This is a genomic window from Nocardioides antri (assembly GCF_008373765.1).
Taxonomy (GTDB): domain Bacteria; phylum Actinomycetota; class Actinomycetes; order Propionibacteriales; family Nocardioidaceae; genus Nocardioides; species Nocardioides antri.
Map to the genome: position 1 here is coordinate 475090 of NZ_VUJW01000001.1, position 15064 is coordinate 490153.

Here is a 15064-nt window from a genome sequence, read left to right on the forward strand (position 1 = left end):
GCGCGACTACGCCAGCCTGCCCCCGACGGCCTCGAGCAACCGCTCGAGGCCGTCGGCGTCCCAGTCGGCAGCGCGGGCGCGCAGGGTGAGCACGGTCCGGCCGCGGTGGCCGACGGCGCCCAGCGAGATGCCGGTGCCGCCGGCGGTGACCGGGTGGAACGAGAGCCGATCGACGTGAGGCGCGCTGACCTCGCCGAGGTGCGAGACCAGCAGGGTGGAGCCCAGGCGCCGGGCGAGCATCCGCATGCCCGTCGTGGTCGCCCGCTCGACCGCCGGCGTCCACGGCCGCCGCCGGGCGGCGACCGGCGGTGTCTCCACCTGCGCCTCGCGCAGGGCCCGCTCGATGCCGAGCAGGTCGAGGCGCTCCACGTCGAGCAGGCGGAGCAGCGCGCTCCGGTCGGCGATGGAGTCGTCACCCGGCTCCGGGTCCCGGGATGCGCCGACGGCGACCGCGACCCGGTGGGCCCTCCGCCCCCGGCCGGCCTCGTGCTGCTCGATGGCCCGGACAGCCGCGTGCACGAGCGCGGCGGTCCGGAACGAGCCCTCCACCTCGACGTCGGCCATCACGTCGCCCCCGCCCGGGCCCTCGCCCGGGTGGGCCGGGGTGATCGTCGCGGGCGGGTGGAGCGCCGCCTCGCGGAGCCGCCGGGCGACGGTGCCCACGACACCGTGCGCCGCCGGCCGGTCGCCGACGCCCCGGGCGGTCGAGCGGACCGTTGCGAGACCGAGCTGCTCGAGCGCCTGGAGCAGCGCGAGGCCGTCGGCGGCGCCGTGGTGGGCCGACAGCACCAGGTCGTTGCCGCAGATCCCGACCAGCAAGGGAGCGGGATCCGGCGCGACCAGGCTGCGGCGCAGGTCGTCGACCGACGGCGCGGCCCTGACCGCGGGCGGCGGCGGCCAGCCCTGGCTCGTGGCGAGCGCCTCGAGCTGGACGGTGACCACGTCGGGCTGCGGCGGACGCGGCAGTGTCGCCGTGAGGAGGATCCGCCAGCCGATCGACGGGTCGGCGACCCAGCGCTCCGAGGGGGTCACGGCTTCCGTGCCGTCAGCACCAGGCTGACTCCGGGCAGCCGTCGCAGCGGGAGCACCCGCTCGAGGGCGACGGCCGTCCGCAGTCCGGAGTTGAGGACCGGGTTGACGGGCTCCATCTCGCTCTCCGCCTCGCTGCGCTTGCGCCGTCGCGCGCGCACCACCGGGCGCAGCAGCACGTTCCAGGACCAGACGTCGACGACCTCCAGGCCGGCGGCCGTGACCACGGCCGTCAGCTCGTCGCGCTCGTAGCGGCGGAAGTGCCCGAGGGCGACGTCGTGGCCGCTCCACAGCCGCATGCTGCAGGGGACCGCGACCAGGGCACGACCGCCGGGCCGCAGCACCCGGGCCGTCTCCCGCGCGACGGCGGCGTCGTCCTCGATGTGCTCCCACACGTCGGTCGCCATGACCAGGTCGAACGATGCGTCGGGGAAGGGCAGTGCGGTGGCGTCGCCCCGCACCACGTCGAGACCGCGCGACGCTGCGATCTCGGCGCCCGCGGGCGAGTACTCCAGCCCGGTCACCCGCCAGCCGAGGTCGCGCAGCACCGCGGTGTTGCCGCCGCCGGCGCAGCCGACGTCCAGCGCGCGCCCGGCCGGCCACTGCTTCGCCGTACGGCGCACCATCGCGCGCCGCTCGGCGTACCACCAGTGCCGCTGCTCGAGCCCCGCGGACTTGGCGATCTCCTCGTCGTCCACGCCGCGACTCTAGTCAGCGAGCAGGTCGGCCCCGAAGATCGCGGTGCCCGGCGTCACCCGGCCGCGGACCGCGGACCAGCCTCCCCACAGCCGGTCGTGCTCCTCCGGCCACTCGGGCTCGAGCAGCGTGGTGAGGCGGAACCCGGCGCCGGCGAGCAGCGAGACCCAGTCGCCGAGGGTGCGGTGGTGCTCGACGTAGGCGATCTCGCCGGTGACGTCGTCCAGCTCGACGTACGGCGTCCGGTCCCAGTAGGACTGGCTCGCCGTCAGGCCCTCCTCGGTCGGGTCGTCGGGGAACATCCACCGGGTCGGGTGTGTGATCGAGAAGGCGAACCTGCCACCCGGCCGGAGCACCCGCGCGGTCTCGGCGACCGCCTGCTCGATGTCCGCCACGAACTGGAGGGCGCCGAACGCGCAGAAGACGACGTCGAAGGTGGCGTCGGCGAACGGCAGCGCGGTCGCCGTGCCCCGCACGCTCGGCACGGCGACGCCGGTGGCTTCGTCGATCCGCAAGGAGTGCTGGAGCTGGCGGGCGGAGAGGTCGAGTCCGTAGGCCCGGCCGCCGACGCTGCGGATCCACCGCGAGCACTGGCCCGCGCCCGAGCCGACCTCGAGGACGTCCCGGCCCTCGAGCTCACCGAGGATGCCCGCCTCTGCCTCGGTGAGGCCCTCCGGACCCCACACGAAGCCGATGTCGCCGAGGAAGTCGCCGTGCGTCGCCTGGTACTCGTCGGCGTACCTGTCCCAGTCGGGGCCGTTGGCCCGGCGGGACTCCTCCTCGGTGACCGCCTGCCGGTGCGCGGTGACGGGAGGATGGGGCCAGTGCTCCTGCCTGGGTTGCCCGGGCTGCTCCACGCGGGAGAGGCTACCCGGGAACCGCACCGCCAGTTGGACTCGGTGCACCGCGCCCGCGTACTCTGGAACGTCCGCGGTCACCCGACCGTGTCCGTTTCATGCCCTCTACATCTGCCCATCCAAGGACTGTCCCTACTTATGACGAGCACCCTCTCGACCCCGCTGTACAGCCAGTATGACGACAACGCGCCCCAGGTGGCCGTCAACGACATCGGCTCCGAGGCGGACTTCCTGGCCGCGATCGACCAGACCATCAAGTACTTCAACGACGGCGACATCGTCGACGGCACCATCGTGAAGGTCGACCGGGACGAGGTTCTCCTCGACATCGGCTACAAGACCGAGGGCGTCATCCCTTCGCGTGAGCTGTCCATCAAGCACGACGTCGACCCGTCCGAGGTCGTCTCGGTCGGCGACAAGGTCGAGGCCCTGGTCCTCCAGAAGGAGGACAAGGAGGGTCGTCTGATCCTGTCCAAGAAGCGCGCCCAGTACGAGCGCGCCTGGGGCACGATCGAGGAGATCAAGGAGGCCGACGGCGTCGTCGAGGGCACCGTGATCGAGGTCGTCAAGGGCGGCCTGATCATCGACATCGGCCTTCGCGGCTTCCTCCCGGCCTCGCTGGTGGAGATGCGCCGCGTCCGCGACCTGCAGCCGTACGTCGGTCAGACCCTCGAGGCCAAGATCATCGAGCTCGACAAGAACCGCAACAACGTGGTCCTGTCGCGCCGTGCCTGGCTCGAGCAGACGCAGTCCGAGGTCCGCCACGGCTTCCTCACCCAGCTCCAGAAGGGTCAGATCCGCAAGGGCGTCGTCTCGTCGATCGTCAACTTCGGTGCGTTCGTCGACCTGGGCGGCGTGGACGGCCTCGTGCACGTCTCCGAGCTGTCCTGGAAGCACATCGACCACCCGTCCGAGGTCGTCGCCGTCGGTGACGAGGTCACCGTCGAGGTGCTCGACGTCGACATGGACCGCGAGCGGGTCTCGCTGTCGCTCAAGGCGACGCAGGAGGACCCCTGGCAGCACTTCGCCCGCACCCACCAGATCGGTCAGATCGTGCCCGGAAAGGTCACCAAGCTGGTGCCCTTCGGCTCGTTCGTCCGGGTCGAGGAGGGCATCGAGGGCCTGGTCCACATCTCCGAGCTGGCCGAGCGCCACGTGGAGATCCCGGAGCAGGTCGTCCAGGTCAACGACGACGTCATGGTCAAGATCATCGACATCGACCTCGAGCGTCGCCGGATCTCGCTCTCGCTGAAGCAGGCGAACGAGAACCCCGCCGCCTCGGACGTCGAGGAGTTCGACCCGACGCTCTACGGCATGCCGGCGACCTACGACGACCAGGGCAACTACGTCTACCCCGAGGGCTTCGACCCCGAGACCGGCGAGTGGCTCGAGGGCTACGAGGAGCAGCGTGCGGTCTGGGAGGACCAGTACGCCAAGGCGCACGCCCGCTGGGAGGCGCACGTCAAGCAGCAGGCCGAGGCCAAGCAGGCCGAGATCGAGGCCGGTGAGGGGACGTCGTACTCCTCCGGCGGCGACGCCAGCCCGGTCGAGGAGACCGGCGGTTCGCTCGCCTCGGACGAGGCGCTGCAGGCGCTCCGCGAGAAGCTCACGGGCGGCGGTGCCTGAGCCCGCTCCGGCGAGCGGCTCGAAGGACGGCTAGCGCAGCAACGCTGCGAAGGCCCGGTCACCTCACGGTGACCGGGCCTTCGGTCTTTTTTCGGGTGGACGGGGAGGGTTCAGTCGAACCAGGCGGCCCGGCCGTGGGTGGCCAGGACGTCGTGGCGTGCCCAGCGGCCGAGCATGAGCAGCGCGGTGATCAGGAGCAGAAGGGCGAGTGCGGTAGTCATGGCAGAAAGTCTGCTCTCATTGCAATTCTGCCACCAGTGGCAGAATTGCCGGAGTACGTTGATTTTCTGCCATGCGGCTGTCAGAGTTGTGCGCATGCTGACGAATGTGGCCGTGCTGGCGTTCGAGGGCCTCGCCCCGTTCGAGCTCGGCGTGCTGTGCGAGGGCTTCGGGATCGACCGCACCGCCCAAGGAGTCCCGGCGATCGACTTCGCAGTGTGCGCCGAGGACGACCGCCCGATGCAGACCTCCATGGGGTTCTCCATCCAGGCCGCCCACGGCCTCGACCGGGTCGCCGAGGCGGACCTGGTCGCGGTGCCGGCCATCCCGCGGGGCGGCATCCCCCCGGAGTCGGTGCTGCAGGTGATCCGAGACGCCTATGACCGTGGGGCTCGGATCCTCTCGGTCTGCAGCGGCGCCTTCACGCTGGGCGCCGCCGGGCTGCTCGACGGGCGGGAGTGCACGACGCACTGGCTCTACACCCAGGAGCTGCAGCGCCGGTTCCCGCTGGCCAAGGTCGTCCCCGAGGTGCTCTACGTCGACGCCGGCCAGATCGTCACCAGCGCCGGCACCGCTGCCGGGCTGGACGCCTGCCTGCACATCTGGCGGCAGGAGTACGGCGCAGCGGTCGCCAACATCGTGGCGCGGCGCGCCGTCGTACCTCCGCACCGCGACGGCGGGCAGGCGCAGTTCATCGCCCGCGCGGTGCCGGACTGCGACGTCGACACCCTCGGGCCGCTGCTGACCTGGATCGTCGAGAACCTCGGCGAGGACCACAGCGTCGAGTCGCTGGCCCGTCGCGCCCACATGTCGGCGCGCACGTTCGCCCGCCGGTTCCGCGACGAGACCGGCACCACGCCGCACAGCTGGGTCACGACGCAGCGCGTCGCGGCCGCGGAGGAGCTCCTCGAGACCACCGAGCAGCCGGTCGAGTGGATCGCGAGCCAGGTGGGCTTCGGCAACGCGGCCGCCCTGCGGCACCACTTCCAGCGGATCCGGGGCGTCAGCCCCCAGCAGTACCGCCGGACGTTCTGCCCCGCCCCGGCCGAGGCGACTGCCTGACCCGAATTGCAGCAGGACCCGCCCCGGCCGCCTAGCCTTGCGCGGGGAGGGAACACGAATGCGCGCGGCACTGGGACTCGCCGGCATGCTGCTGGTCGCCGGCTCGATGCCGGTGCCGGCGGCAGACGCCGTGCTTTCGGAGCCCCCGGAGCCGGTGCGGATCCTGCTGATCGGAGACTCGGTCACCCAGGGGTCGGCCGGTGACTGGACCTGGCGCTACCGGTTGGGGCGGCACTTCGCCGCGGCCGGCGTCGCGGTCGACTTCGTGGGCCCGCGGCAGGACCTGTGGAACAACGTCACCGACCAGCCCGGGTCGACGGACTACGCCGACCCCGCCTTCGACCAGGATCACGCCGCCCGCTGGGGGATGCAGGCCCTCGTGCCCGACGTCCCCGCGGGTCGACTGGTCGAGGAGCACCGTCCGGACGTGGTGGTGGAGATGCTCGGCGTCAACGACCTGCTCTACGGCGCCTCTGCGGAGACGGTCGCCGGACGCACCGCCGACCTCGTCGAGGAGGTGCACGCGGTCGACCCGGAGGTCGACGTCGTGCTCGCCGAGGCCACCCAGACCTGGTTCCCCGGCGTCGTCGGCTTCAACGGCCTCCTCCACGACGTGGCCGCCGCTGCCGACACTCCGACCGGCCGTGTCGTCGTGGCCCGGACCGCCGCGGGCTACGACCGCGACGCGGACACCTGGGACACCTCGCACCCGAACGCGCAGGGCGAGGTCAAGATCGCGGCTGCGGTCGCCGACACCCTCTCGGGGATCGGCGTCGGTCCTCCGGCCGCGCGTCCGCTGCCCGACGTACCCGTCGGACCGCGCACCGGGGCCGAGGTCGCTGCCGTCGCGGGCGACGGCTACGTGACCCTCGCCTGGGCCGGACCGTCCGGGGCAACGGCGCAGTACGTCTGGACGAGGGACGCCAGCAGCAGCGAGCCTTGGCGCCGCCTGCCGTTCCGCGTGACCGGTCAGTCGTGGACCGGCTTCTACCTCACCAACGGCCACCGCTACCAGTACCGGCTGCAGCCGGTGAAGGGCGACGACGAGCCCGAGGGGGCGGTTTACTCCAACGTGGTCGAGGCGGTGCCGTTCCGCCCGCCGGCGGCGCCCGCCGGGCTGCGCGCGACGGCAGGGCGCCGATGCGCTGTGCTGACCTGGCGGGAGCCTGCGTTCGCCACCCGCTACCGGGTCGCGCGTCAGACCGCCGCGGGCTGGTCCGCCCTCGGCTGGGTCCGCCGACCCCGCTTCGCCGCAGAGCGCCTGCCCGCCGCGCACGCCTGGCGGTTCCGGGTGACCGCGTGGCACCTCGACGTCCGTGGGGAGGCGGCGCGCATCACGGTCCGGCGAGCTCCGTCCGGCGGACCTTGCCGGTGAGCGTGCGGGGCAGGTCGTCGCGGAAGTCGTAGGTCTTCGGGCGCTTCGGTGGCGCCAGGTGGCTGCGGGCGTACGACGCCAGGTCGGCCTCGTCGACCTCGCCCACCACCGCGGCGCAGACCCGTTGTCCCCAGGCCGGGTCCGGGACGCCGTACACGGCGATGTCGGTGACACCGGGGCACGCACCGAGCACCTGCTCCACCTCGGCGGGGTAGACGTTGACCCCGCCGCTGATGATGAGATCCTCCCGCCGGCCGTCGAGGTAGACGTAGCCGTCGGCGTCGATCCGACCGTGGTCGCCGACGGTGAACGCCGGCCCCTCGGGCGTCTCCCGCCACGCCGCGGCGGTCTTCTCCGGATCGCCGTAGTAGGTGAACCGCGCGTGCTCGGGCACGACGCACCACAGCGTCCCGTCGGGGTCGGCGGTCATCAGGCGTCCCGGCCGGGCGCGGCCCACGGTGCCCGGTCGCTCGAGCCACTCCTCGCTCCGGCACGCGGTGAACTGTCCCTCGGTGGAGCCGTAGAACTCCCAGGTGGAGCTCGGTGGGAACAGCTCGATCAGCAGTCGCTTCACGTCGTTCGGGCAGGGCGCGCCGGCGTGCGCCACCAGACGGAAGGACGAGAGGTCGGGGACGCCCACGTCGTCCCAGTGGGCGAAGAGCCGCTGCAGGTGGGTGGGGACGCAGAACATGCTCGTCGGGCGCTCTGCGGTGATCGCCGCGGTGACGGCGGCCGGGTCGAACGGTCCGGGGATCACCACCCGGCCCCCGGCGAGGACCGTTCCGGTCGCGAACCGCAGCGGCGCCGAGTGGTAGAGCGGGCTCAGCACCAGGTTGACGTCGTCGGGCCGGAAGTCCCAGAGCTCGCGCTCCTCGGCGACGAGCGCCTCCGCCGAGGCCTCGTCGAGCAGGCCGGAGTACACGCCCTTCGGGGTGCCCGTCGTGCCGCTCGTGCAGTGCATCGGCCGGCCACGGGGGAGCCCCGGCGCGGGAAGGGCCGCGGCGAGAGCCGCGAGGTCGTCCTCGGTGTCGACCACCAGCGTCGGGTCCAGGCCCGCCAGGATCCGCTCGCGCTCGGCGGTGGTGAGCCGCGGATCGAGGGGGATCGGGAAGACCCCGGCGGTCAGCAGGCGGAGCACGGCGTCGAGGTAGGCGTGGGAGCCGGGCACGAGCAGCGCCACCCGGTCGCCCTCGGTCGGAACGCGCTTCTCCACGGGGTCACAGTAGGGTCCGGGTGTGCGCATCGGACTGACGGGGGGAGTCGCCTCGGGGAAGAGCACGGTCTCCGGGATCCTCCGCGAGCTGGGCGCGGTGGTCATCGACGCCGACCTGCTGGCGCGCGAGGTGGTCGAGAAGGGCTCACCGGGCCTGGAGCGGGTCGTCGAGGCCTTCGGGCCGGAGATCCTGACCGTCGACGGCGAGATGGATCGCGCCAAGGTGGGGGCGATCGTCTTCGCCGACGAGCCGCAGCGGCGGGTCCTCGAGAGCATCGTGCACCCGCTGGTCTTCGAGCGGATCGTCGCGCTCGAGGAGGCCGCGACCGAGGACGACCTGGTCGTCCACGACATCCCGCTGCTGGCGGAGTCCGGCCGCGCCGCCACCTTCGACGCCGTGATCGTGGTCGACGTGCCGCCGGAGGTCCAGGTCGAGCGGATGGTGCGCGACCGCGGCTGGACCCGGGAGGAGGCCGAGGCGCGGATCGCCGCTCAGGCCGGCCGGGAGGACCGGCTGGCCATCGCGACGTACGTCATCGACAACACCGGGACGCTCGACGACCTCCGTCAAAGGGTGACGGAGGTCGCCGAGGAGCTGCGGTCGCGGGCTGAGAGCTAGGCAGCCAGGTCCGGGTCGCCCAGGCGGCGCAGCTTCTGGAGCGCCTCGCGCTCCAGCTGCCGCACCCGCTCGGCGGAGATGCCGTGCTTGGCGCCGATGTCGGCCAGCTTGTGCTGGCGGCCGTCCACCAGGCCGTAGCGCGACCGGATGATGTCGGCGGCCCGCTCGTCGAGCTGGTTGACGAGGCTGTTGAGCCGGTCGCGCGACTCGGTGTCGAGCACCGTGAGGTCCGGCCCCGGGGACGTCTCCTGCGCCATCAGGTCGCCGAGCGACGTGTCGCCGTCCTCGTCGACGGGGGTGTCGAGGCTGACGTGCTCGCGGCCCCACGACATCAGGTCCAGCACCCGCTCCAGGTCCATGCCGAGCTCGTCGGCGATCTCCTTGGGGTCGGGCTCGCGGCCGAGCTGGCGCTCGAGGGTCCGGCGGGCACCGCCGACCTGGTTGAGCTCCTCGACGACGTGCACGGGCAGGCGTACGACGCGGGCCTGCTGCGCGATCCCGCGGGTGATCGCCTGGCGCACCCACCAGGTGGCGTAGGTGGAGAACTTGTAGCCCTTGGCGTAGTCGAACTTCTCGACGGCGCGGATCAGGCCGGTGTTGCCCTCCTGGATGAGGTCGAGCATCGGCATCTGCGCCCGACCGTACTTCCGGGCGATCGAGACGACCAGCCGGAGGTTGGCGTTGATGAACTCGGTCGTCGCCTTCCGGCCCTCCTCGGCCAGCCACTCGAGCTCCTCGCGGGTCGCGCGCTTGGGCGCGCCGCCCTTGGCCCGGGCGACCCGGCCCTCGTCGAGCAGGTGCTGGGCGTAGAGACCGGCCTCGATGGTCTTGGCGAGCTCGACCTCTCGGGCAGCGTCGAGCAGGGGGGTGCGAGCGATCTCGTCCAGGTACAGCCCGACGCTGTCGCGGCCCTCGATCTCACGGCCGGTCGACGGGCGGGGTCGGCTCTGCGTCCCCGAGCTCCTGGTCACCACTGTTGCAGCCATCGCGACCCTCCTTCGCGTACCGACCCCACCGGGTGCCGGTACTTCGTCTCCAACGCACTGCCACGGCGCGGTGTTCCCTGGTGGGTCGCTCCGGAGAAGTGCTCTCGACTGCTCAGACGTCCCAGCGGGCCTCAGAGTTGCGGCGCGTGGCAACTCTCAGGGACTTCTCAGTCAGCGACAGTCGATCCGCCCTGGGCTGCAGGAGGGATACCCACGCCTGCGAGGCCCATCCGGTCGAGGATCCAGGCGAGGGTGAAAGCCCGGTCACGCCAGGCGCGGTAGCGACCGGAGACGCCCCCGTGGCCAGCTGCCATCTCGGTGCGGAGGAGGACGTCGGCCGCCGGCGCGGTGGCGCGCAGGCGCGCGACCCATTTCGCCGGCTCGACGTACAGCACCCGGGTGTCGTTGAGGGACGTCTCGGCGAGGATCGGCGGGTAGGGCAGGTCGGCGACGTTCTCGTACGGCGCGTACGACGCGATCAGGTCGTAGGCTGCCGGGTCGTCCTCGGGGTTGCCCCACTCGTCGTACTCGGTGACCGTCAGGGGCAGGCTCGCGTCGAGCATCGAGGTGAGGGTGTCGACGAACGGCACGCCGGCCACGATCCCGCCGAAGTCGTCGGGCGCCTGGTTGGCGACCGCACCGACCAGCAGCCCGCCCGCGCTCGCGCCCTCGGCGACCAGCCGGTCCGCCGTCGTCCAGCCGGTCGCCACCAGGTGCCGGGCGCAGGCGATGAAGTCGTCGAACGTGTGCTGCTTGTGCTCGAGCTTGCCGTCGTCGTACCAGTGCCGGCCGAGCTCGCCGCCGCCGCGCACGTGCGCGATCGCGAACGCCGCGCCGCGGTCGAGCAGCGAGAGCCGGCCGACGGAGAAGTAGGGGTCGATCGAGGCCTCGTAGGCGCCGTAGCCGTAGAGCAGCAGGGGGACCGGCCGGGTGTCGCCGGCGCCGTCGGGGTCGCGGGCGTCCTTGCGGACGACGAGGGAGATCGGGACGCGGGCGCCGTCGGGGGCGGTCGCCCAGAGCCGGTGCTCCTCGTAGGCATCGGGGTCGTATCCCCCGAGCACGGGCGCCTGCTTGAGCAGGGTGCGCTCCCGGGTCCTCACGTCCACGTCGTAGACCGACGACGGCTCCACCATGCTCGTCATGCCGACCCGGATCGTCGGCTGGTCGAAGGACGGGTTGGCGCCGGCGCCACTGGTCGCCAGCTCCCCGGGGAACTCGACGAGCCAGTCGTCGGCCACTCCGTCCGGCCCGAGGTCGAGCACCCGGACGCGGGGCAGGCCGCCGCTGCGCTGCTGGACGACCAGGTGGGTCGCGAACGCGTCGACGTCCTCGAGCCGTACGGCGGGGTCGTGTGCCAGCAGCGGCGCCCAGTCCGCGCGCCGGGTCGGCCGCGGGGGAGCGGTCGCCAGCTCGAACTCCGGGCCGCTGGCGTTGTGGAGCACCAGGAAGGTGTCCTCCCCGGCGATCACGGCATGCTCGAGGGAGTACTCCACGCCCTCCTCGCGCTCGGCGAAGCACCACGGCTCCGCCGCCCGGTCGGCCGCGTCGAGGACGTAGTACTCCGAGGTGTTCTTGGCCGACGTCGCGATCACCACGTAGCGCCGGCTGCGGGTCCGCCCGACGCCGACCCAGAACCGGCCGTCGGGCTCATGGAACATCAGCTCGTCGGCGGCCTGGTCGGTGCCGAGCCGGTGCCGCCACACCTTGTCGGCGCGCCAGGTGTCGTCGATGGTCGAGTAGTAGAAGTGGTCGGGGGTCGCGCCCCAGGTGACGCCGCCGAGGACGCCGCTGAGCTCGTCGGGCAGCAGCTCGCCGCTCGCCAGGTCCTTGACCCGCACGGTGTAGCGCTCGTCGCCCACCACGTCGGTCGCGTAGGCCAGCAGCCGGTCGTCGGGGCTGATCGAGGACCCGCCGAGGGAGAAGAAGTCGTGGTCTCCGGCGAGGCCGTCCAGGTCCAGCAGGACCTCCTCGCCCGGGAGCGCCGGCTCGTCCGGCCTGGCGGCCTCCGCCGGGCGCGGCGGCACCCAGCTGGTCGGGTCCGCGACCGGCACCCGGCAGCTGGCGCCGTACTGGCGACCCTCGAAGGAGCGCCCGTAGTACCAGTAGCCGCGGACCCGGGTCGGCACCGACAGGTCGGTCTCGAGCGTGCGCGACTTGATCTCGTCGAAGATCTGCTCGCGCAGGTCGGCGAGGTGGGCGGTGCGGGCCTGCGTGTAGTCGTTCTCGGCCTCGAGGTGGGCGATCACCGCCGGGTCGTCCTTGGCCCGGAGCCACTCGTAGTCGTCGGTGCGGGTGCGGCCGTGGTGCGTGGTCGTGACCGGCCGGCGGACGGCGGCCGGAGGCGCTGCGTCGAGGCGGGTGTCGAGGTGGGGTGCAGGCACGTCGGCCACCGTATCCGGCGGCTGTGGATCCACAGGCACTGGTGGATTCCCTGTGGAGTTCGCGGCGTACCTGTGGACGGGAGCGGTCTTGCTGTGGAGGAGCCTGTGGGACTCGAAGAATGTCGGAAATCTTCGCCAGAAACCCTTGTGCCGGGGTTCCGGCGCAGCGTAGAACTCTCCCTACCGAGACGGATCGCAGGGCCTCCGGGCCAGGCGAGAAGGATCGGGGAGTCGGACGGAAGTCCTCTCTTTCCTGCGGGGCAACCTGTAGGCGTCGGCCCCGGTGGGGCCTGACGGAGAGGGTGGAGGTCCGGCTCGACCGGAGCCACCGAAGCCGGTCAAGCCGAGGGCCTCCTGATGCTCATACCATCAAGAGGCCCTCACCCTTTTTGCGCCACCGCGCCGGTGCGAGCGTGTCGCCCCGGGCGATGGGTCCATGGTGGCCCGCCTGACGTCACCCGGCAACGAGCGGTTCGTGACGACCGCGTGAACTCCTGCTCACTCGCTCTCGGGCGCTGGCGCCTGCCAGCGGGTGAGCGCAGCGTCGTCGATGGCGAAGGTGCGCACCGGCCCGGGCGGTGTCTCGGCCGTCTCGAAGCGGACCGTGACGACGCCCTTGCCCGCGCCCCAGACCCAGCCCCGGCCGTGCTCCTCGTGGACCACGTCCATGCCCGGCCGGTAGCCGCCGGTGGGGTCGGGAGGGACGGGAGCGGCGGCGTACGGCGCGGCTGGCGCGTCGGTCCCCGGCTGGCCGGGCTCGTCGGGACCGGCGTCGTCCTCGTCGCCGGTGCCGAACAGCTCGTCCTGGACCCAGTCGGCGAGCCCGGACACGCCGACGCCGAGCAGTCGGACGCCGCCGGAGGTGTCGAGGTCCTCGAGCAGACGCCGGGCCATCCGGGCGATGAGCGCCTCGTCGTCGGTGGGGGACGGCAGCGTGGTCGACCGGTTGAGCGTGGTGAAGTCGTAGAGCCGGACCTTGATGGTGACCGTGCGGCCGGACAGGCCGTTCTTCCGCAGCCGCCGGGCGACGTCCCCGGCCTGCCGGGTCAGCAGCTGCTCCATCAGCCGGCGGTCGGTGAGGTCGTGCTCGTAGGTGCCCTCGACACTGACCGACTTGGCCTCCCGGTCCGCCTCGACCTGCCGGTCGTCGCGTGCGTACGCGAGCTGGTGGAGGCCGTGGCCGTGAGCCCGACCGAGCATGCGGACCAGCTCGTCCTCGCTGAGCTGCTGGAGGTCGGCGATGGTGTGCACACCCGCCCGCCGCAGCCGGTCGACGGTCGCCGGGCCGACCCCGGGGATGACCGAGACGTGCATCGGCCGCAGCAGGTCGAGCTCGGTTCCGGGCGCGACGACCACCAGGCCGTCCGGCTTGTCGAGGTCGCTGGCCACCTTGGCGACGAACTTCGAGCTGGCGATCCCCACCGACGCGGTGAGGCCGCCGGTCACCTCGACGACCTCCCGCCGCAGGTCCTCGGCGAAGCGGGTCACGGTCGCGACCTCGAGATCGGGCAGGTCGGCGCGGGCCAGGTCGACGAACGCCTCGTCGAGCGACAGCGGCTCCACGAGCGGCGACCGCGACCGGAGCAGACGCATGACCGCCGCGCTGGTCGCGCGGTAGGCCTCGAACCGTCCGGAGAGGTAGGCGGCATGAGGACACCGGGCCCGGGCCTCCCGCGTCGACATCGCCGAGCGGACGCCGTACACCCGCGCCTCGTAGGACGCCGTCGACACCACGCCGCGGTTGCCCACGCCGCCGACGATGACGGGCTTGCCGCGCAGGGAGGGCTTGTCGCGCTGCTCGACGGCCGCGAAGAAGGCGTCGAGGTCCAGGTGGAGGACCGAGGCCTGCGCGCGCACGGGTGAACCGTACGACGGGCCACCTGTCGTCCACAGACGCTCCTCCGGTCCGGGCTCTCCACAGCCCGGCGGCGGACGGCGGGCCGTCGTCGCCGCTCCCCGCGAGGGTGGCGCTCATGACCTCGATGCCTGCCGCCGTCCCCGACCCGACGCCGACCTTCCGGGTGCGCTCGCCTGACGACCTGATCGCCCTCGCGCCCGTGGTGATCGGCTTCCACCCGGCCGACTCCGTCGTCATGCTCGCCAGCGACGGGGAGCGGCCGTTCCACGCCCGGCTCGACCTGCCGCCCCGGTCGGCGGGGCGCGACGTCGCCGGCGAGGTGGCCGAGATGCTGCTCGCGCCCGCCCGGCGCCACCGCGTCCGCGGCCTGGCGTTCGTCTTCTTCAGCGAGGACGAGGTGACGGTGCGGCGGGTGTGGTCGGCCCTGCGGCACGGCACCGACCGGGCCGGCATCCACGTCCAGGACGCCCTGCGGGTCGACGGTCGTCGCTACTACCCGCTGCTCGCGGGGGCGCGGTTGCGCGAGGTCGGCGTCGCCTACGACGTCTCCGCACACCCGTTCCAGGCGGAGGCGGTCCTCCACGGCCTGGTCGTCGAGCGGGACCGGGAGGCGCTCGTGGCCTCCGTGGTGCCGGACGAGACCGCTCAGCAGGGCGTCGAGGCGGCGCTTTCCGGGGCGGGACTGGTCGACCGGGACCCGCCGGCCACCGGTGCGGACCGGCGGCGCTGGGGCGAGTGGGTGCGCGGGCTGGTCGCCCGCCACGTCGCCAGCCGCAGCCGGCTGTCCGACGACGACGTCGCGCGGCTCGCCTGGGCGGTGCAGGACCTGCGGGTCCGCGACGCGGCCTGGGAGCTGATCTCCCGGCCCGGTGCCCGGCCCCACCAGGAGCTCTGGCTCGACGTGGCCCGCCGGGTGCCCGACCGGCTCGTCGCGGCGCCTGCTGCGCTCCTGGGCTGGTCCGCGTGGCAGGCCGGCAACGGGGCGTTGGCGTGGATCGCCGTCGACCGGTGCCGCGAGGTCGAACCCGCCTACGGCCTGGCTGCGATCCTCGCCCGGTGCCTCGAGCAGGCGCTCGCACCCGACTCGGTCACCTGCCCCGCCGCGTGGGACGAGGGCTTGCCAGCGTGACCCCGGCCCCGTCA

General features: G+C 72.9%; 12 protein-coding genes. 5 read left to right on the top strand and 7 right to left on the bottom strand.

Translation table 11 applies throughout. The annotated features are described in order from the left end of the window. Nucleotides 1-6: 6 nt before the first annotated feature. From F0U47_RS02300 to F0U47_RS02310, 3 genes are read right to left on the bottom strand one after another with little or no spacing between them, the layout of a single operon-like run. Nucleotides 7-1032: a hypothetical protein gene (locus F0U47_RS02300; RefSeq protein ID WP_149748676.1), complete on the bottom strand. Its 1026-nt coding sequence runs from the start codon at nucleotides 1030-1032 to the stop codon at nucleotides 7-9. Further along, nucleotides 1029-1727 carry a class I SAM-dependent methyltransferase gene (locus F0U47_RS02305; RefSeq protein WP_149748677.1) on the bottom strand — a complete coding sequence of 233 codons (699 nt, stop codon included), beginning with the start codon at nucleotides 1725-1727 and terminating at the stop codon, nucleotides 1029-1031. The genes F0U47_RS02300 and F0U47_RS02305 overlap by 4 nt, the downstream gene beginning before the upstream one ends. Before the next feature lie 9 nt (nucleotides 1728-1736). Further along, a complete protein-coding gene (locus F0U47_RS02310) occupies nucleotides 1737-2582 on the bottom strand; it encodes a class I SAM-dependent methyltransferase (protein ID WP_149748678.1) in 846 nt (281 codons plus the stop codon). Nucleotides 2583-2720: 138 nt separating this feature from the next. Here F0U47_RS02310 and rpsA point away from each other — a divergent pair, with 138 nt between their 5' ends. From rpsA to F0U47_RS02325, 3 genes are all read left to right on the top strand, one after another. Beyond that, nucleotides 2721-4208 (top strand): 30S ribosomal protein S1, encoded by a 1488-nt coding sequence (gene rpsA / locus F0U47_RS02315; RefSeq protein ID WP_149748679.1) that lies wholly within the window; start codon nucleotides 2721-2723, stop codon nucleotides 4206-4208. A gap of 315 nt (nucleotides 4209-4523) precedes the next feature. Further along, nucleotides 4524-5489, top strand: coding sequence for a helix-turn-helix domain-containing protein (locus F0U47_RS02320; protein WP_149748680.1), 966 nt, complete (start codon nucleotides 4524-4526; stop codon nucleotides 5487-5489). 58 nt (nucleotides 5490-5547) lie between these two features. After that, a complete protein-coding gene (locus F0U47_RS02325; protein WP_149748681.1) occupies nucleotides 5548-6864 on the top strand; it encodes a GDSL-type esterase/lipase family protein in 1317 nt (438 codons plus the stop codon). Here the strand turns inward: F0U47_RS02325 and F0U47_RS02330 are convergent. Then, nucleotides 6824-8077: a class I adenylate-forming enzyme family protein gene (locus F0U47_RS02330; protein ID WP_246159383.1), complete on the bottom strand. Its 1254-nt coding sequence runs from the start codon at nucleotides 8075-8077 to the stop codon at nucleotides 6824-6826. The genes F0U47_RS02325 and F0U47_RS02330 overlap by 41 nt on opposite strands. A gap of 22 nt (nucleotides 8078-8099) precedes the next feature. On the opposite strand from F0U47_RS02330, the gene coaE reads away from it, so the two are divergent. After that, nucleotides 8100-8696, top strand: coding sequence for a dephospho-CoA kinase (coaE, locus tag F0U47_RS02335; RefSeq protein WP_149748683.1), 597 nt, complete (start codon nucleotides 8100-8102; stop codon nucleotides 8694-8696). On the opposite strand, the gene F0U47_RS02340 is transcribed toward coaE, so the two are convergent. The 3 genes from F0U47_RS02340 to F0U47_RS02350 form a co-directional block, all read right to left on the bottom strand. Next, a complete protein-coding gene (locus tag F0U47_RS02340; protein WP_149748684.1) occupies nucleotides 8693-9682 on the bottom strand; it encodes a sigma-70 family RNA polymerase sigma factor in 990 nt (329 codons plus the stop codon). The two genes, coaE and F0U47_RS02340, sit on opposite strands and share 4 nt — an antisense overlap. A gap of 167 nt (nucleotides 9683-9849) precedes the next feature. Continuing rightward, nucleotides 9850-12063, bottom strand: a complete 2214-nt coding sequence (locus F0U47_RS02345) for a S9 family peptidase (protein ID WP_149748685.1) — start codon at nucleotides 12061-12063, stop codon at nucleotides 9850-9852. A gap of 498 nt (nucleotides 12064-12561) precedes the next feature. Further along, entirely contained in the window at nucleotides 12562-13920 is a 1359-nt protein-coding gene (locus F0U47_RS02350; protein WP_149748686.1) for a DNA polymerase IV, read from the bottom strand. 116 nt (nucleotides 13921-14036) lie between these two features. Here F0U47_RS02350 and F0U47_RS02355 point away from each other — a divergent pair, with 116 nt between their 5' ends. After that, entirely contained in the window at nucleotides 14037-15050 is a 1014-nt protein-coding gene (locus F0U47_RS02355) for a DUF4192 domain-containing protein (RefSeq protein ID WP_149748687.1), read from the top strand. Nucleotides 15051-15064 lie beyond the last annotated feature (14 nt).

Coding starts and splice junctions, on each gene's coding strand:
- rpsA (WP_149748679.1), top strand. CDS start 2,721: ATGACGAGCACCCTCTCGACCCCGCTGTACAGCCAGTATGACGACAAC.
- F0U47_RS02340 (WP_149748684.1), bottom strand. CDS start 9,682: ATGGCTGCAACAGTGGTGACCAGGAGCTCGGGGACGCAGAGCCGACCC.
- F0U47_RS02325 (WP_149748681.1), top strand. CDS start 5,548: ATGCGCGCGGCACTGGGACTCGCCGGCATGCTGCTGGTCGCCGGCTCG.
- F0U47_RS02320 (WP_149748680.1), top strand. CDS start 4,524: ATGCTGACGAATGTGGCCGTGCTGGCGTTCGAGGGCCTCGCCCCGTTC.
- F0U47_RS02355 (WP_149748687.1), top strand. CDS start 14,037: ATGACCTCGATGCCTGCCGCCGTCCCCGACCCGACGCCGACCTTCCGG.